Below are 14,900 nucleotides of genomic sequence, written 5' to 3'. Positions count from 1 at the left end.
TTCAGGGCAGATGTTCCGCTGCCCGGCTTAAAAGCGAGTCAGCTTATCCTACACAATTTTTTAACAAAAACTGAGACTAGTACGACTTTTTACATCCGCAGGTTACTTCCATTCGGTTTATTGCTTTAATACGCGAAGTTAATTCCACATATGAATCAGGGCTTGATAATGCAAAAACTCATCAACTCAGTGCAAAACTACGCCTGGGGAAGTCAAACTGCGTTAACGGATCTCTACGGTATCGCCAACCCGGACAACCTGCCGATGGCAGAGCTGTGGATGGGCGCGCACCCGAAGAGCAGCTCAAAAATTGAAGATGCCAGCGGCCAGGTGCGCAGCCTGCGTGATGTCATCGATGCCGACAAAGCCGCGCTGCTCGGCGATAAAGTGGCGAATCGTTTTGGTGAGCTGCCTTTTCTGTTCAAGGTATTGTGCGCCGACCAGCCGCTCTCCATTCAGGTTCACCCGAACAAAAAAGCCTCTGAGCTGGGCTTTGCCAAAGAAAATGCCGCCGGTATTCCGTTAGACGCCGCAGAGCGTAACTACAAAGATCCTAACCACAAGCCGGAACTGGTTTTCGCCCTTACCCCTTTCCTGGCGATGAATGCCTTCCGCGAGTTTTCCGAGATCATATCCCTGCTGCAACCGGTCGCTGGGGCTCACAACGCGATCGCCCACTTCCTGGAAAACCCGAACGCAGAAGCCCTGAGCGCGCTGTTTGCCAGCCTGCTGAATATGCAGGGCGAGGAAAAATCCCACGCGCTGGCGGTGCTGAAAGCCGCGCTGAACAGCCAGCAGGGTGAGCCATGGGACACCATTCGCGTAATTTCCGCGTTTTATCCGGACGACAGCGGCCTCTTCTCTCCGCTGCTGCTGAACGTGGTGAAGCTCAACCCGGGCGAAGCAATGTTCCTGTTCGCTGAAACCCCGCACGCCTACCTGAATGGCGTGGCACTGGAGGTGATGGCTAACTCCGATAACGTACTGCGCGCGGGCCTGACGCCAAAATACATCGACATCCCTGAGCTGGTTGCCAACGTGAAGTTCGTGGCGAAACCTGCTGCGGAGCTGCTTACTCAGCCGGTGAAAAACGGCGCAGAGCTGGACTTCCCGATTCCGGTTGACGATTTTGCCTTCTCCCTGCATGACCTCAGCGCAGACGAAACCGCCATTGCACAGGAGAGCGCCGCGATCCTGTTCTGTGTGGAAGGCGAAGCGACGTTGCATAACGGTAGCGAGCGTCTGCTGCTTAAACCGGGGGAGTCCGCTTTTGTCCCGGCAAACGAGTCGCCTGTCTTCGTGAGCGGCACTGGTCGCCTGGCGCGCGTTTTTAATAAGCTTTAGGGACTTACTGAATTTTTTAACAACTCTTGCTAAGCTAGTAACAGGCGTTGTAACACCAGGCGGTTTTAACCGCCTGGTTTCATTTTAGGGATAATCGCAATGAAAAAATCGGTCGTAGCGGTAGGAGTGATTGTTGCTTTAGGCGTGATCTGGACGGGTGCTTCCTGGTATACCGGGAAACAGCTGGAAAGCCGTCTGGCAGAGATGATGGCACAGGCAAACAGCGAAATTAAGCGCAGCGCGCCTGAAGCAGGTCTGGAGCTGAGCTACCAGAACTACCAGCGTGGCGTCTTTACCAGCCATATGCAGGTGGTGGTGAAGCCGGTAGCGGGCAATCAGAACGCCTGGCTGAAACCGGGCCAGAGCGTGGTACTGGATGAAGTGGTCAGCCACGGTCCGTTCCCGCTGGCGCAGTTGAAAAAGTTTAACCTGATCCCCTCTATGGCATCCGCCAGAACCGTACTGGTAAATAACGAGGTGACAAAGCCAATTTTCGATATGGCGAAAAATGAGTCGCCGTTTGAGATCAATACCCGCATCAGCTATGCCGGTGATACGCGTTCCGACATCGACCTGAAAGCGCTGAATTACGAACAAGGCACCGATAAAGTCGCCTTCAGCGGCGGTAATTTCCAGCTTGATGCCGATCGCGACGGCAAGAATGTCTCTCTGACCGGCGATGCCGCCAGCGGCCTGGTGAATTCAGTCAATGAATATAACCAGAAGGTTCAGCTTACCTTCAACAACCTGAAAGCCAGCGGCAATAGCCGTATGACCGATTTTGACGAGCGTATTGGCGATCAGAAGCTGAGCCTCGATAAGATCGCCATTGCGATTGAAGGTAAAGAGATGGCAGTGCTGGAAGGCATGGATCTGGACGGCAAGTCTGACGTTTCCAAAGACGGTAAAAGCATCAACACCCAGCTGGATTACAGCCTGAAAAGCCTGAAAGTACAGAATCAGGACCTGGGTACCGGCAAGCTGTCACTGAAAATTGGCAACATTGACGGCCAGGCATGGCACGAATTTAGCCAGAAATACAGTAAAGAGAGCCAGGCTCTGCTGACCGATGCCGCCCTGCAACAGAACCCGCAGGCGTACCAGCAGCAGGCGATGGCCGTGCTGTTTAATAACCTGCCGATCCTGCTGAAAGGCGAGCCGGTAATTACCGTTGCGCCACTGAGCTGGAAAAACGACAAAGGCGAAACCAACTTCAACCTGTCGCTGTTCCTGAAGGATCCGGCGGCCGCGACCGGCGAGCCGCAGACCCTGGCGCAGGAAGTTGACCGCAGCGTGAAATCGCTCGACAGCAAGCTGACCATCCCGATGGATATGGCAACCGAGTTCATGACGCAGATTGCGAAACTCGAAGGGTATGGTGAAGAAGATGCAGGTAAACTGGCAAACCAACAGGTGAAAGGCCTGGCGGCGATGGGCCAGATGTTCCGCATCACGAAGGTGGAAGACAACACCATTTCCACCAGCCTGCAATATGCTAATGGCCAGGTAACGCTCAACGGCGACAAAATGCCGCTGGAAGATTTTGTCGGCATGTTTGGTATGCCGACGCTGGGCATTCCGGCACCGGCTGAACCGGCAGCGCCGCCGGCAGCGCCGCCGGCAGTACCGCAGCAGTAAACGAAAAACCCCTCGCATGAGGGGTTTTTTTATTGCCAGGCGATGTGCAGCGGAGATTACTTCACCGTCACTAACCGCGCCGCCACAATCTGATGCCCGGCCTGCACGTCCGTATTTTCAATACGCTGCATAATTCGGTCTGCCAGGGTGTACCCCATTTCACGAGCCGGCGTCGTCGCCCAGACGATGGGGAGATCGTCTAGCGCATTTTCACCGACATCCGCAAATGCCCCCAGCGCCACCTGATGGCCGAAGAACGTTTCTACCCCGCCCTCACCGCTCTGGCGTCCGGCGCGGATCAAGCCGAACCACGCCCCCATCGCAATCACATCGTTATAGCAAATCACCGCGCTGATTGTCGGGCTGTTGCGAAGCAACGTGCCGATGGCTTCGGCGGCTTTTTTCTGGCTGGACTCACACTCCACCACCCATTCGCTGTGAAACGGCAGGCCGTATTTGATGAGCGTGGAGCAGTAACCGCCCACCCGCTCCGCACGCGTCAGGGACGAGCTTTTACCGCCGAGCCAGGCGATGCGCTGATGGCCGCGATGAATAAGATGCTCGGTCAGCATTTGCGCGGCCTGCATGTTATCCGGCCGAAGGGTATCGGCTTCGTCGAGATAGCTGGCGCGTGACGCAACCACCAGCGGTACGCCTTTCTGCGCCGCGCGCTCACACAATTCACTGCCCACACCGGACGCGCCGGCCACGATCACCCCATCCACCCCTTGCGTCAGCAGCATATCCAGCCTGGAGAGCAGCTGCTCCGGTTCGCGCCCACCGTGGAGCAGGAAAACCATTCGCCCCTGCGCTTCAAGCGCCTCGGTAAGCCCGGCGGTCAGTTCTGCATAAAACGGCGACGCGAGGTCGCGAACAATCAGCCCTATCACCCCGCTTTGCCCACCGCGCAGCGCCGACGCCTGGCGATTACGCACAAAGCCCAGTTGCTCAACGGCCTCGTTGACGCGCTGACCCGTAGCAGGAGAGATGCGCCCCTTCCCGCTCAATACCAGCGAAACGGTGCTGACGGAAACCCCCGCCGCCAGCGCGACATCGTTGATGGTGATCTTTTTCGCTACAGCCATGTGGTGGCGTGACTCCTTGATAATGAGATCGCTAAAACGTTTTATCAATACGTTATCTTTATACTACCAGTAAAAGCCTGAGAATGTGATTTAGCGCGCACTAAAGTTTGATAAAACGTTTTATCTTCTCGCCCCATCGCGGTCGTTAAATCTCTTTCTACCATTTAAGGAGTCGTTTTATGACGACGAAAGCAGCACAAAAAATATCGCTGTGGGAGTTTTTCCAGCAACTGGGCAAAACCTTTATGCTGCCCGTGGCGCTTCTCTCTTTTTGCGGGATCATGCTGGGGATCGGCAGCTCGTTAAGCAGCCATGACGTCATTACCCTAATCCCTTTCCTCGGAAATCCGGTACTTCAGGCGATCTTCATCTGGATGAGCAAGGTCGGCTCTTTTGCCTTTAGCTTCCTGCCGGTAATGTTCTGTATCGCCATTCCTCTGGGTCTGGCGCGCGAAAACAAAGGCGTGGCGGCGTTTGCGGGCTTCGTTGGCTATGCGGTCATGAACCTTGCGGTTAACTTCTGGCTGACCGCCAAAGGGATCCTGCCCACGACCGACGCGGCGGTACTGAAAGCCAATAACATTCAGAGCGTGATTGGAATTCAGTCCATCGATACCGGGATCCTTGGAGCCGTGATCGCGGGAGTGATCATCTGGATGCTGCACGAGCGCTTTCATAACATCCGCCTGCCCGATGCGCTGGCCTTCTTCGGCGGCACCCGCTTTGTGCCAATCATTACGCTGGTTGTGATGGGTCTGTTTGGTCTGATCATCCCTCTGATATGGCCGGTTTTTGCCATGGGGATCACCGGTATTGGCCGCATTATCAACGGCGCGGGTGATTTCGGCCCGATGATTTTCGGTACGGGTGAACGTCTGCTGCTGCCATTTGGTTTACAGCACATCCTGGTTGCCCTGATCCGTTTTACTGAAGCAGGCGGCACTATGGACGTTTGCGGTCATTCCGTTAGCGGCGCGCTGACCATCTTCCAGGCCCAGCTGAGCTGCCCGACCACGCACGGCTTCTCTGAAAGTGCGACGCGTTTCCTCTCTCAGGGGAAAATGCCTGCCTTCCTCGGCGGCCTGCCGGGCGCTGCGCTGGCGATGTACCACTGCGCCCGCCCGGAAAATCGTCATAAAATTAAAGGCCTGCTGATCTCCGGCGTTATTGCCTGCGTGGTGGGCGGTACGACAGAACCTATCGAGTTCCTGTTCCTGTTCGTGGCACCGGTGTTATACCTCATCCACGCCGTACTGACAGGCCTGGGCTTCACCGTGATGGCTGTGCTCGGTGTAACCATCGGTAACACTGACGGTAACGTGATTGACTTCGTGGTATTCGGTATCCTGCACGGCCTGTCCACCAAGTGGTATCTGGTGCCGGTTGTGGCCGCCATCTGGTTCGCGGTTTACTACGGGATCTTCCGCTTCGCCATCACCCGCTTTAACCTGAAAACGCCTGGCCGCGATACCGATACGGCCACCAGCGTTGAACAGGCAGTGGCCGGTACCGTTGGGAAATCCGGATATAACACGCCGGCTATTCTGGCGGCGCTGGGCGGTGCGGATAACATTACCTCTCTGGATAACTGCATCACCCGCCTGCGTTTGTCGGTGGCGGACATGTCCAAAGTGGATACAAATGCACTTAAAGCTAACCGGGCTATCGGCGTGGTACAGTTAAATCAACACAATTTGCAGGTCGTCATTGGCCCGCAGGTACAGTCAGTGAAGGATGAGCTGGCAACCCTGATGCGAACCGTCGAAGCCTGATGCCTCGCCCCCCTCGTCATGAGGGGGTTTTACTTTACGGAGCACCGTCATGTTTGATTTTTCTACCGTCGTGGATCGACACGGCACCTGGTGTACCCAGTGGGATTATGTCGCTGACCGTTTTGGGGCTGCCGACCTGCTGCCCTTCACCATCTCTGATATGGATTTCGCCACCGCTCCCTGTATTACCGATGCGCTGCACCAGCGCATCAACCACGGCGTGTTTGGCTACAGCCGCTGGAAAAATGACGAATTTCTGGCTGCCGTGGCGCACTGGTTCCGGCAACGCTTTAACAGTCAGATTGATACCGAAACCGTAGTGTATGGGCCGTCGGTCATTTATATGGTCTCGGAGCTGATCCGCATATGGTCCGCGCCTGGCGACGGTGTGGTGGTTCATACCCCGGCTTACGATGCCTTTTATAAAGCCATTGAAGGCAACCAGCGTACCGTTGTTTCCGTGCCGATGCAGAAAACGGCGCGTGGCTGGGACGGCAATATGGCCGCGCTGGAAGCGGCGCTGGCAAAACCGGAAAACACGGTTCTGCTGCTGTGTAGCCCGCAAAATCCGACCGGCAAAGTCTGGACGCGGGAAGAGCTGGCCACTATTGCAACGCTTTGCAGCCGTCATGATGTGGCGGTAATCAGCGACGAAATTCATATGGACATGGTATGGGGCACGCATCGCCATACCCCGTGGAATGAGGTTGCGGACGGTAAATGGGCGCTGCTGACCTCGGGTTCTAAAAGCTTCAATATTCCGGCACTGACGGGCGCCTGGGGGCTTATCGCCGATGACGACAGCCGTAACGCCTATCTGAATGCATTAAAAGGTCGGGACGGACTCTCTTCCCCTTCCGTGCTGGCGCTGACCGCGCACATTGCTGCTTACCGGCAGGGCGAACCCTGGCTGGACGCGCTGCGGGCCTATCTCGAAGAAAACCTGCGCTACATTGCTGACGAACTGAATGCTGCATTTCCGACACTCAACTGGCAACCGCCAGAGGCCACCTATCTGGCCTGGATTGATCTCAGCCCACTCGGTATTGATGACAATACGCTGCAAAACGTGCTGATTGAACAGCAAAAAGTGGCCATCATGCCGGGATATACTTATGGGGATGAAGGAAAAGGCTATGTGCGACTGAACGCTGGCTGTCCGCGTAGTAAGCTTGAACAGGGCGTTCAGCGCCTTATCGCTGGCATCAACACTCTGCTGTAAATTATTTGCGCAACGGAATATTCCCTTGCGCAAATAGCTTTTTCCCCCGTTTTGTTTTTATAATATGGCGCACTTTAACCAGCAAAGAGTGCGACCATGATTGATACACGCCTGCCTTTAACTGATATTCACCGCCACCTCGACGGGAACATTCGTGCCCAAACTATTCTCGATCTTGGTCGCCAGTTCAATTTAACGCTTCCTGCCGAAACGCTTGAAACCCTGATCCCCCATGTCCAGGTGACGTCGAACGAGCCGGATCTGGTAAGTTTTCTGAGCAAGCTTGACTGGGGCGTGAAGATGCTGGCCTCGCTCGATGCCTGTCGCCGTGTCGCCTTTGAAAACATCGAAGATGCCGCTCGCAACGGCCTGCACTATGTCGAACTGCGTTTCTCTCCGGGCTATATGGCGATGACCCACAGTCTCCCCGTAGCGGGCGTGGTTGAAGCGGTCATTGAAGGCGTGCGTGAAGGCTGCAAAACCTTTGACGTTCAGGCGCGTTTGATCGGCATTATGAGCCGTACCTTCGGTGAAGCGGCCTGTCTTCAGGAGCTGGAAGCGTTACTGGCGCATCGCGACCAGATCACCGCCATCGACCTGGCCGGTGATGAGTTGGGCTTCCCGGGCAGCCTGTTCCTGTCTCATTTCAACCGCGCACGTGATGCAGGATGGCATATAACTGTTCATGCGGGCGAAGCTGCGGGGCCGGAAAGCATCTGGCAGGCCATTCGTGAACTGGGTGCGGAACGTATTGGTCACGGCGTGAAAGCCATTGAAGATCGCGCGCTGATGGATTTCCTCGCCGAACAACGTATTGGGATCGAATCCTGCCTGACCTCCAATATTCAGACCAGTACAGTGGCGTCGCTGGCGCAACACCCACTGAAAACCTTCCTTGAACACGGGGTGCTGGCTTCACTGAACACGGACGATCCGGCGGTTCAGGGCGTGGATATTATTCACGAATACAACATCGCCGCGCCGCAGGCCGGGCTGAGCCGCGAGCAGATCCGTCAGGCGCAAATCAACGGGCTGGAGATCGCCTTCCTGACGCCTGAAGAGAAACAGGCGCTGCGCGATAAAGTTGCTCAGTAGTCCTCTTTACTGCCGGGTGGCGCTGCGCTTACCCGGCCTACGAAAGCGTTTGGCACTTATGCCAGACAGAGCGTTGCGCGATGTTTGGCAGATTCGATCCCCAGCTCGATGAGCTCCATAATCTGGATTGCCTGGCTCGCCGGAACCGGATTTTCACCTGAACCGTTCAGCGCGTCACGAATTGCGGCGTAATACGCCGGATAGTTCCCAGGCTGGGTCAACACCGTCTCTTCAACCAGTACCTCCCCCTCCGCACGCGTCACCACCCCGTCCCGCATGTCGTAGCCCCAGTCCTCCTGCGGTAAGCGTTCGCCATTTTTGAGGCGCTCTTCCTGCGGATCCAGGCCGAACTTCACATAGCTGCCGCGCGCCCCGTGAAGGATATAGCGGGCCGATTCCGCCGCCGCAAGCATTGTCCCGTGCAGCACAATGCGCCGCTGCGGATAACTCAAAACGGCGTGGAAATAGTCGGTGGTCTGCGCCCCCGGCCTGAGCTGCGCTAAATCGACCGTCATGCTTACGGGCAGACCAAACAGATGAACGGCCTGATCGAGAAGATGCGGCGCTAAGTCATACCAGATGCCGCTGCCCGGTCCCGCCTGCTCGCGCCAGCGATCTCGCACCTGCGGACGATAACGATCGAAGTGAGACTCAAAAAAAGCAATTTCGCCGAGCGTGCCTTCGTTTATCAGCGCTTTGATCGTCAGGAAATCACTATCCCAGCGTCGGTTGTGAAAGACCGACAATAACCGACCCAGGCTTCGCGCCAGCGCATCCAGCTCGCGCGCCTGTGACAACGTCACGGTAAAAGGCTTATCGACAACGACATGTTTGCCAGCCTCCAGCGCCGCTTTCGCCAGGGGGAAATGGGTGTCGTTAGGGGTGGGAATGACAATAAGGTCAATATTAGGATCGTTAAACAGATGCTTAGGCTCCGTTACCACCGGCACGGCTGGCCAGTCGGCATGGACTTTGGTTTCATCGCTGCTTGTGATAGCCGCCAGTTCCATTCCCGGCGTGCCGGCAACCAGCGGCGCATGAAAGGTTTTGCTTGCGTACCCGTAGCCAATAAGACCGACGCGGATGTTTTCACTCATCGTATGCCCCCTCGCTGTGCGCTTATTTATCACTGGCCTTGTGCTTAACGCACAGATTAATAATGTGCCCTGTGAGTTAAAATAGCATCTCGCGACAGCTTTTTTTGTTACCTCGCATTAAAGTGTGTATATGGGGCCCGGGAATCGTTCCCAAAGCGCTTGCTCTGTCGAAAAGGCCGCTGTAACATTTGTAATCTGTATTTATGGATAAATTACAAACACAAAATATGTCATCAATAATTAATCGAATCATTGAATTAGCGGGATGGATTGTCCTTGGCGTTTCAGTCGTGTTGCTCGGCATTGCCAGCCATATCGATAACTACCAGCCGCCGGAGCCTGTTACTGTTGCTCAACAAAAGTAAGCCGCATCGTCATAAAGCGTGACACATTACGTCATGGAACGTATTGCCAGCCGTAATGAACGGGGTTACCCTTCTCTTCCAGGCATCTGCTGATGCCTGAATCTTCGCAAAGAAAACTCCTAATTTCGTCGCGTTACCCGAGTGGACAGTTTACGTCTTTATTAATCCGTTTATTATTCGAACGCATTACCTTTATGGGTATTACCCTTTTATATGGAAACTTATTAATATGACAGTTCAGGACTATTTATTAAAATTTCGCAAGATCAATTCCCTCGAAAGCCTGGAAAAACTGTTTGACCATCTGAACTACACGCTGTCGGATAATCAGGACATCATCAATATGTACCGCGCGGCTGACCATCGTCGCGCCGAACTCGTCTCTGGCGGTCGTCTGTTCAACGTGGGGGAAGTCCCTAAATCTGTCTGGCGTTACGTTGTATAAGAAAGTAGCCTTCGGCGTGAAATGTTATATACTCTCCGCCCTGCAAATTTCTGTATAACATTTCGCGCAGACTATGGGAGAGCGTATGACCGCATTGCCTGGAGAGAGAATTGGGGGCTGGTTAATCGCCCCGCTGGCATGGCTGCTGGTGGCTTTATTAAGCGCTTCGCTGGCGCTGTTGCTTTACACCACTGCACTGGTTACTCCTCATGCTATCCAGACACTGATGTCTCAGAGTGCGCTCAATATTGCGACGTGGTTTGTGTCGTTCGTTTTCGCAATCGCGATGTGGTACTACACGCTTTGGCTGACCATCGCCTTCTTCAAACGCCGCAAAAGCGTGCCGAAACATTACATTATCTGGCTGCTGGTCTCCGTGCTGCTTGCCGTCAAAGCGTTCGCTTTTTCGCCAGTTTCTGATGCACTGGCGGTTCGCCAGCTACTATTTCCGTTGCTTGCGACGGCGCTTCTGGTGCCCTATTTCAAGCGGTCGACGCGCGTTAAGAAGACCTTCGTTAACCCGTAATAACCTTACAGTTAACCTGTTGTGGCCTGTTGTCGTTTATCCGATAATAGGCGGCTCTTTTATTTCAGGCTAAATAATGACCGATTACTTACTGCTCTTTGTCGGAACTGTGCTGGTTAATAACTTCGTACTGGTGAAGTTCCTTGGCCTGTGCCCGTTTATGGGGGTCTCCAAAAAGCTGGAGACGGCAATGGGCATGGGGCTGGCCACCACCTTCGTGATGACGATGGCCTCCATTTGCGCATGGCTGATTGATACCTGGATCCTGATCCCGCTGGACATGCTCTACCTGCGCACCTTGTCCTTTATTCTGGTCATTGCGGTGGTGGTGCAATTTACCGAAATGGTAGTGCGTAAAACCAGCCCTGCCCTGTATCGCCTGTTGGGTATTTTTCTGCCTCTCATCACCACCAACTGTGCTGTGCTGGGCGTGGCGCTGCTCAACATCAACCTTGGGCATAATTTCATGCAGTCGGCGCTGTACGGTTTTTCCGCGGCGGTCGGTTTCTCTTTTGTTATGGTCCTGTTCGCGTCGATTCGCGAGCGTCTGGCAGCGGCGGATATTCCCACGCCGTTTCGCGGTAACGCCATCGCTCTGGTGACCGCAGGTTTAATGTCTCTGGCCTTTATGGGCTTTAGTGGTCTGGTGAAGTTGTAATGAGTGCTATCTGGATTGCCATCGCGTCCATCAGCGTACTGGGACTCGTCTTTGGCATCATTCTGGGTTATGCCTCCCGCCGGTTTGCGGTAGAGGACGATCCGGTGGTTGAAAAAATTGATGAGCTTTTGCCGCAGAGCCAGTGTGGGCAGTGCGGCTACCCTGGCTGCCGTCCTTACGCTGAGGCGGTGGGCGTGCAGGGAGAAAAGATCAACCGCTGCGCGCCGGGTGGCGAAGCGGTCATGCTTAAAATAGCTGCCCTGCTGAATGTCGATCCGCAGCCTGTCGACGGCGATGAACAGGCGCAGGAGCCCGTTCGTGCCCTTGCTGTTATCGACGAAGCCAACTGCATCGGCTGCACCAAATGTATTCAGGCGTGCCCTGTCGACGCCATTGTAGGCGCAACCCGCGCCATGCACACCGTTGTGGCGGACCTGTGCACCGGTTGTAACCTCTGCGTGGCCCCCTGCCCGACGCAGTGTATAGAACTCCGCCCGGTTGAAACGACGACCGAAAGCTGGAAATGGAATCTTCAGACCATTCCGGTTCGCAATATTCCTGTGGAACAACATGCTTAAGTTATTTTCTGCTTTCAGAAAAGAGAAGATCTGGGACTTCGACGGCGGTATCCATCCCCCGGAAATGAAAACCCAGTCAAACGGTACGCCGCTGCGTCAAATTCCGCTGGCGACCCGCTACGTGATGCCATTGAAACAGCACATCGGCGCGGAAGGCGAGCTGTGCGTGAAAGAAGGCGATACCGTCCTTCGCGGCCAGCCGCTGACCTTTGGTCGTGGACGTATGTTGCCGATACATGCCCCGACTTCGGGCAAGGTGGTGGCTGTTGCCCCCCATACCGTTGCCCATCCCTCGGCGTTGTCTGAGCTGAGCGTCATCATTGAAGCCGACGGGGAAGATCTCTGGATCGATCGTGACGGCTGGAGCGACTACCGTTCCCGCAGCCGTGAAGCGCTGATTGAACGCATTCATCAGTTTGGCGTAGCAGGTCTTGGAGGCGCTGGCTTCCCGACCGGCGCCAAGCTTCACGGCGGCGGCGATAAAATCGAAACGCTGATTATTAACGCCGCCGAGTGCGAACCGTACATCACCGCCGATGATCGTCTGATGCAGGACTGTGCCGCGCAGGTGGTGGAAGGTATTCGCATTCTTGCGCATATCCTGCAACCCCGCGAAGTGCTGATCGGTATTGAGGACAACAAACCGCAGGCCATTTCGATGCTACGTGCGGTACTGGCGGACAGCCATGATATCGCCCTGCGCGTGATCCCGACCAAATACCCATCCGGCGGGGCGAAGCAGCTGACGCAGATCCTGACCGGAAAACAGGTTCCCCACGGGGGCCGTTCGTCCGATATCGGCGTGCTGATGCAAAACGTGGGTACTGCCTACGCGGTGAAACGTGCGGTGATTGACGGAGAGCCATTGACCGAACGCGTCGTCACGCTGACCGGCGAGTCCGTCTCCCGTCCCGGCAACGTCTGGGCGCGTCTGGGTACGCCGGTGCATCATCTGCTGGAACAGGCTGGCTTCTGCCCGGGGAGCGAGCAGATGGTCATTATGGGCGGCCCGCTGATGGGCTTTACCCTGCCGTGGCTGGATGTGCCAGTGGTGAAGATTACCAACTGCCTGCTCGCCCCTTCCCCAACGGAGATGGGCGAAACGCAGGAAGAGAAAGGTTGTATACGCTGTAGCGCCTGCGCGGATGCGTGTCCGGCAGACTTGCTGCCGCAGCAGTTGTACTGGTACAGCAAAGGCCAGCTGCACGATAAAGCCCAGGCGCATAACCTGGCTGACTGTATTGAATGCGGTGCCTGTGCCTGGGTCTGCCCAAGCAATATTCCGCTGGTGCAGTACTTCCGTCAGGAGAAAGCCGAAATCTACGCTATCTCCATGGAAGAAAAACGTGCCGCTGAAGCGAAGGCTCGCTTCGAAGCGCGCCAGGCGCGACTGGAGCGCGAGAAACAAGCCCGTCAGGAACGCCATAAGCAGGCTGCCGTGCAGCCTGCGGCGAAAGATCAGGATGCGATTAACGCTGCCCTCGCCCGTGTGCGGGAGAAGAACGCGACTGCCGCTCAGCCGGTGGCGATCGTGTCTGGCCAAAAGCCGGACAATAGCGAAGCGATTGCCGCCCGCGAAGCGCGTAAAGCCGAAGCGCGCGCACGTCAGGCGGAGAAGGCGCAAAACGCCAAACCGGAAGCCGACACAGACCCGCGTAAAGCGGCGGTGGAAGCGGCTATCGCCAGGGCAAAAGCCCGTAAAGCCGGTCAGCAGACAGTGGTGGTTGAACAGGAAGCGACCGATCCGCGCAAGGCGGCCGTTGAAGCCGCTATCGCCCGCGCCAAAGCACGTAAAGCGGCACAGCTTCAGCCTGCCGAAGAGAGTGAAGCGCCTGTCGACCCACGTAAAGCCGCCGTTGAAGCGGCCATCGCCCGTGCCAAAGCACGAAAAGCGGCACAGCAGGACGAACGGCCTGCGGCCGCCAACGACGATCCACGCAAAGCCGCAGTCGCCGCCGCGATTGCGCGTGTTCAGGCAAAGAAAGCCGCGCAGCAAGCCGTTAACGAGGATTAAATGGTTTTCAGAATTGCAAGTTCCCCTTACACCCATAACCAGCGCCAGACATCGCGTATTATGATGCTGGTGTGCCTGGCCGCGTTGCCAGGTATTGCCGTACAGTGTTGGTTTTTCGGCTGGGGTACGCTTTTCCAGTTAGTTCTGGGTTGCGCCAGTGCCGTCGCAGCGGAAGCAGCGATCCTGAAGCTGCGCAAAATGGAGGTGACTCGCATCCTGAGCGATAACTCCGCCCTGTTGACCGGCCTGTTGCTTGCCATCAGCATTCCCCCGTTCGCCCCGTGGTGGATGGTAGTATTGGGAACGGTATTTGCGGTGATCATCGCCAAGCAGCTGTACGGTGGGCTGGGCCATAACCCGTTTAACCCGGCAATGATTGGTTACGTGGTGCTACTGATCTCCTTCCCGGTACAGATGACCAGCTGGCTGCCGCCGCATGAGATCGCCGCCACGGTGCCCGGCTTTATGGATGCCCTGAACGTTATCTTTACTGGCCACACCGCGATGGGCGCGGATATGAACGCGCTTCGCATGGGCGTGGATGGCATCAGCCAGGCCACCCCGCTCGATACCTTCAAAACCTCCCTGCGTGCCGGCCACAGCGTCGAGCAGGTGATGAAATCGTCTATTTACAGCGGCGTACTGGCGGGTGCGGGCTGGCAGTGGGTCAATCTGGCCTACCTGTTGGGCGGTGCCTTCCTGCTGCAACAAAAAGCGATCCGCTGGCATATTCCAGTGAGCTTCCTGGTGACGCTGGCCGTCTGTTCAACGCTCGGCTGGGTCATCTCACCTGAGTCACTGGCCAGCCCGCAGCTCCATCTGCTCTCCGGCGCGACCATGCTCGGGGCATTCTTTATTCTGACCGATCCGGTCACCGCCTCTACCACCAACCGAGGTCGTCTGATTTTCGGCGCGCTGGCGGGCTTGCTGGTCTGGCTTATTCGCAGCTTTGGTGGCTATCCGGACGGCGTGGCATTTGCCGTACTGCTGGCTAACATCACCGTTCCGCTCATCGACTACTACACGCGTCCACGCGTGTACGGTCATCGCTAAGGGTTACG

14 protein-coding genes are annotated in these 14,900 nt (G+C 56.0%); 12 read left to right on the top strand and 2 right to left on the bottom strand.

From position 1 onward, the window contains the following. Positions 1-168 precede the first annotated feature (168 nt). Both manA and BFV65_RS09150 read left to right on the top strand, forming a co-directional pair. Complete coding sequence (manA, locus tag BFV65_RS09155) at positions 169-1,344, top strand: mannose-6-phosphate isomerase (RefSeq protein ID WP_058646300.1); 1,176 nt, start codon at positions 169-171, stop codon at positions 1,342-1,344. Between the two features lie 99 nt (positions 1,345-1,443). Then, entirely contained in the window at positions 1,444-2,982 is a 1,539-nt protein-coding gene (locus BFV65_RS09150; RefSeq protein WP_069596495.1) for a YdgA family protein, read from the top strand. A gap of 56 nt (positions 2,983-3,038) precedes the next feature. Here BFV65_RS09150 and BFV65_RS09145 read toward each other — a convergent pair whose 3' ends face one another. Then, positions 3,039-4,067 carry a Mal regulon transcriptional regulator MalI gene (locus tag BFV65_RS09145; protein ID WP_023299968.1) on the bottom strand — a complete coding sequence of 343 codons (1,029 nt, stop codon included), beginning with the start codon at positions 4,065-4,067 and terminating at the stop codon, positions 3,039-3,041. Between the two features lie 179 nt (positions 4,068-4,246). Here BFV65_RS09145 and malX point away from each other — a divergent pair, with 179 nt between their 5' ends. The 3 genes from malX (at position 4,247) to add (ending at position 8,156) form a co-directional block, all read left to right on the top strand. Next, positions 4,247-5,839: a maltose/glucose-specific PTS transporter subunit IIBC gene (malX, locus tag BFV65_RS09140; protein WP_023299967.1), complete on the top strand. Its 1,593-nt coding sequence runs from the start codon at positions 4,247-4,249 to the stop codon at positions 5,837-5,839. A gap of 49 nt (positions 5,840-5,888) precedes the next feature. Beyond that, positions 5,889-7,061 carry a MalY/PatB family protein gene (locus BFV65_RS09135; RefSeq protein ID WP_069596494.1) on the top strand — a complete coding sequence of 391 codons (1,173 nt, stop codon included), beginning with the start codon at positions 5,889-5,891 and terminating at the stop codon, positions 7,059-7,061. A 96-nt stretch (positions 7,062-7,157) separates the two neighbouring features. After that, the gene (gene add, locus BFV65_RS09130; protein WP_022647922.1) at positions 7,158-8,156 is read left to right on the top strand and encodes an adenosine deaminase; all 999 of its coding nucleotides are present in this window, start codon (positions 7,158-7,160) and stop codon (positions 8,154-8,156) included. 56 nt (positions 8,157-8,212) lie between these two features. On the opposite strand, the gene BFV65_RS09125 is transcribed toward add, so the two are convergent. Beyond that, complete coding sequence (locus BFV65_RS09125) at positions 8,213-9,253, bottom strand: oxidoreductase (protein WP_023306015.1); 1,041 nt, start codon at positions 9,251-9,253, stop codon at positions 8,213-8,215. Positions 9,254-9,492: 239 nt separating this feature from the next. On the opposite strand from BFV65_RS09125, the gene blr reads away from it, so the two are divergent. The 7 genes from blr (at position 9,493) to rsxD (ending at position 14,892) form a co-directional block, all read left to right on the top strand. Beyond that, positions 9,493-9,618 carry a division septum protein Blr gene (gene blr / locus BFV65_RS09120; protein WP_151884424.1) on the top strand — a complete coding sequence of 42 codons (126 nt, stop codon included), beginning with the start codon at positions 9,493-9,495 and terminating at the stop codon, positions 9,616-9,618. Between the two features lie 229 nt (positions 9,619-9,847). Continuing rightward, positions 9,848-10,063, top strand: coding sequence for a transcription modulator YdgT (ydgT, locus tag BFV65_RS09115; RefSeq protein ID WP_000217941.1), 216 nt, complete (start codon positions 9,848-9,850; stop codon positions 10,061-10,063). An 85-nt stretch (positions 10,064-10,148) separates the two neighbouring features. After that, positions 10,149-10,589, top strand: coding sequence for a DUF2569 domain-containing protein (locus BFV65_RS09110; protein ID WP_015570663.1), 441 nt, complete (start codon positions 10,149-10,151; stop codon positions 10,587-10,589). A 76-nt stretch (positions 10,590-10,665) separates the two neighbouring features. Continuing rightward, complete coding sequence (gene rsxA, locus BFV65_RS09105) at positions 10,666-11,247, top strand: electron transport complex subunit RsxA (protein WP_057059814.1); 582 nt, start codon at positions 10,666-10,668, stop codon at positions 11,245-11,247. Then, positions 11,247-11,825 carry an electron transport complex subunit RsxB gene (gene rsxB / locus BFV65_RS09100; RefSeq protein ID WP_023306014.1) on the top strand — a complete coding sequence of 193 codons (579 nt, stop codon included), beginning with the start codon at positions 11,247-11,249 and terminating at the stop codon, positions 11,823-11,825. The genes rsxA and rsxB overlap by 1 nt, the downstream gene beginning before the upstream one ends. After that, positions 11,818-13,839, top strand: a complete 2,022-nt coding sequence (gene rsxC / locus BFV65_RS09095) for an electron transport complex subunit RsxC (RefSeq protein ID WP_023306013.1) — start codon at positions 11,818-11,820, stop codon at positions 13,837-13,839. Before rsxB ends, rsxC begins: the two co-directional genes overlap by 8 nt. Beyond that, entirely contained in the window at positions 13,840-14,892 is a 1,053-nt protein-coding gene (rsxD, locus tag BFV65_RS09090) for an electron transport complex subunit RsxD (RefSeq protein WP_022647918.1), read from the top strand. Positions 14,893-14,900: the final 8 nt, after the last annotated feature.

It is taken from the genome of Enterobacter hormaechei subsp. hoffmannii (genome assembly GCF_001729745.1).
GTDB classification, from domain to species: domain Bacteria; phylum Pseudomonadota; class Gammaproteobacteria; order Enterobacterales; family Enterobacteriaceae; genus Enterobacter; species Enterobacter intestinihominis.
The sequence above is the reverse complement of the archived record's forward strand: the minus strand, read 5'-3'. Positions and strand labels throughout refer to the sequence as shown.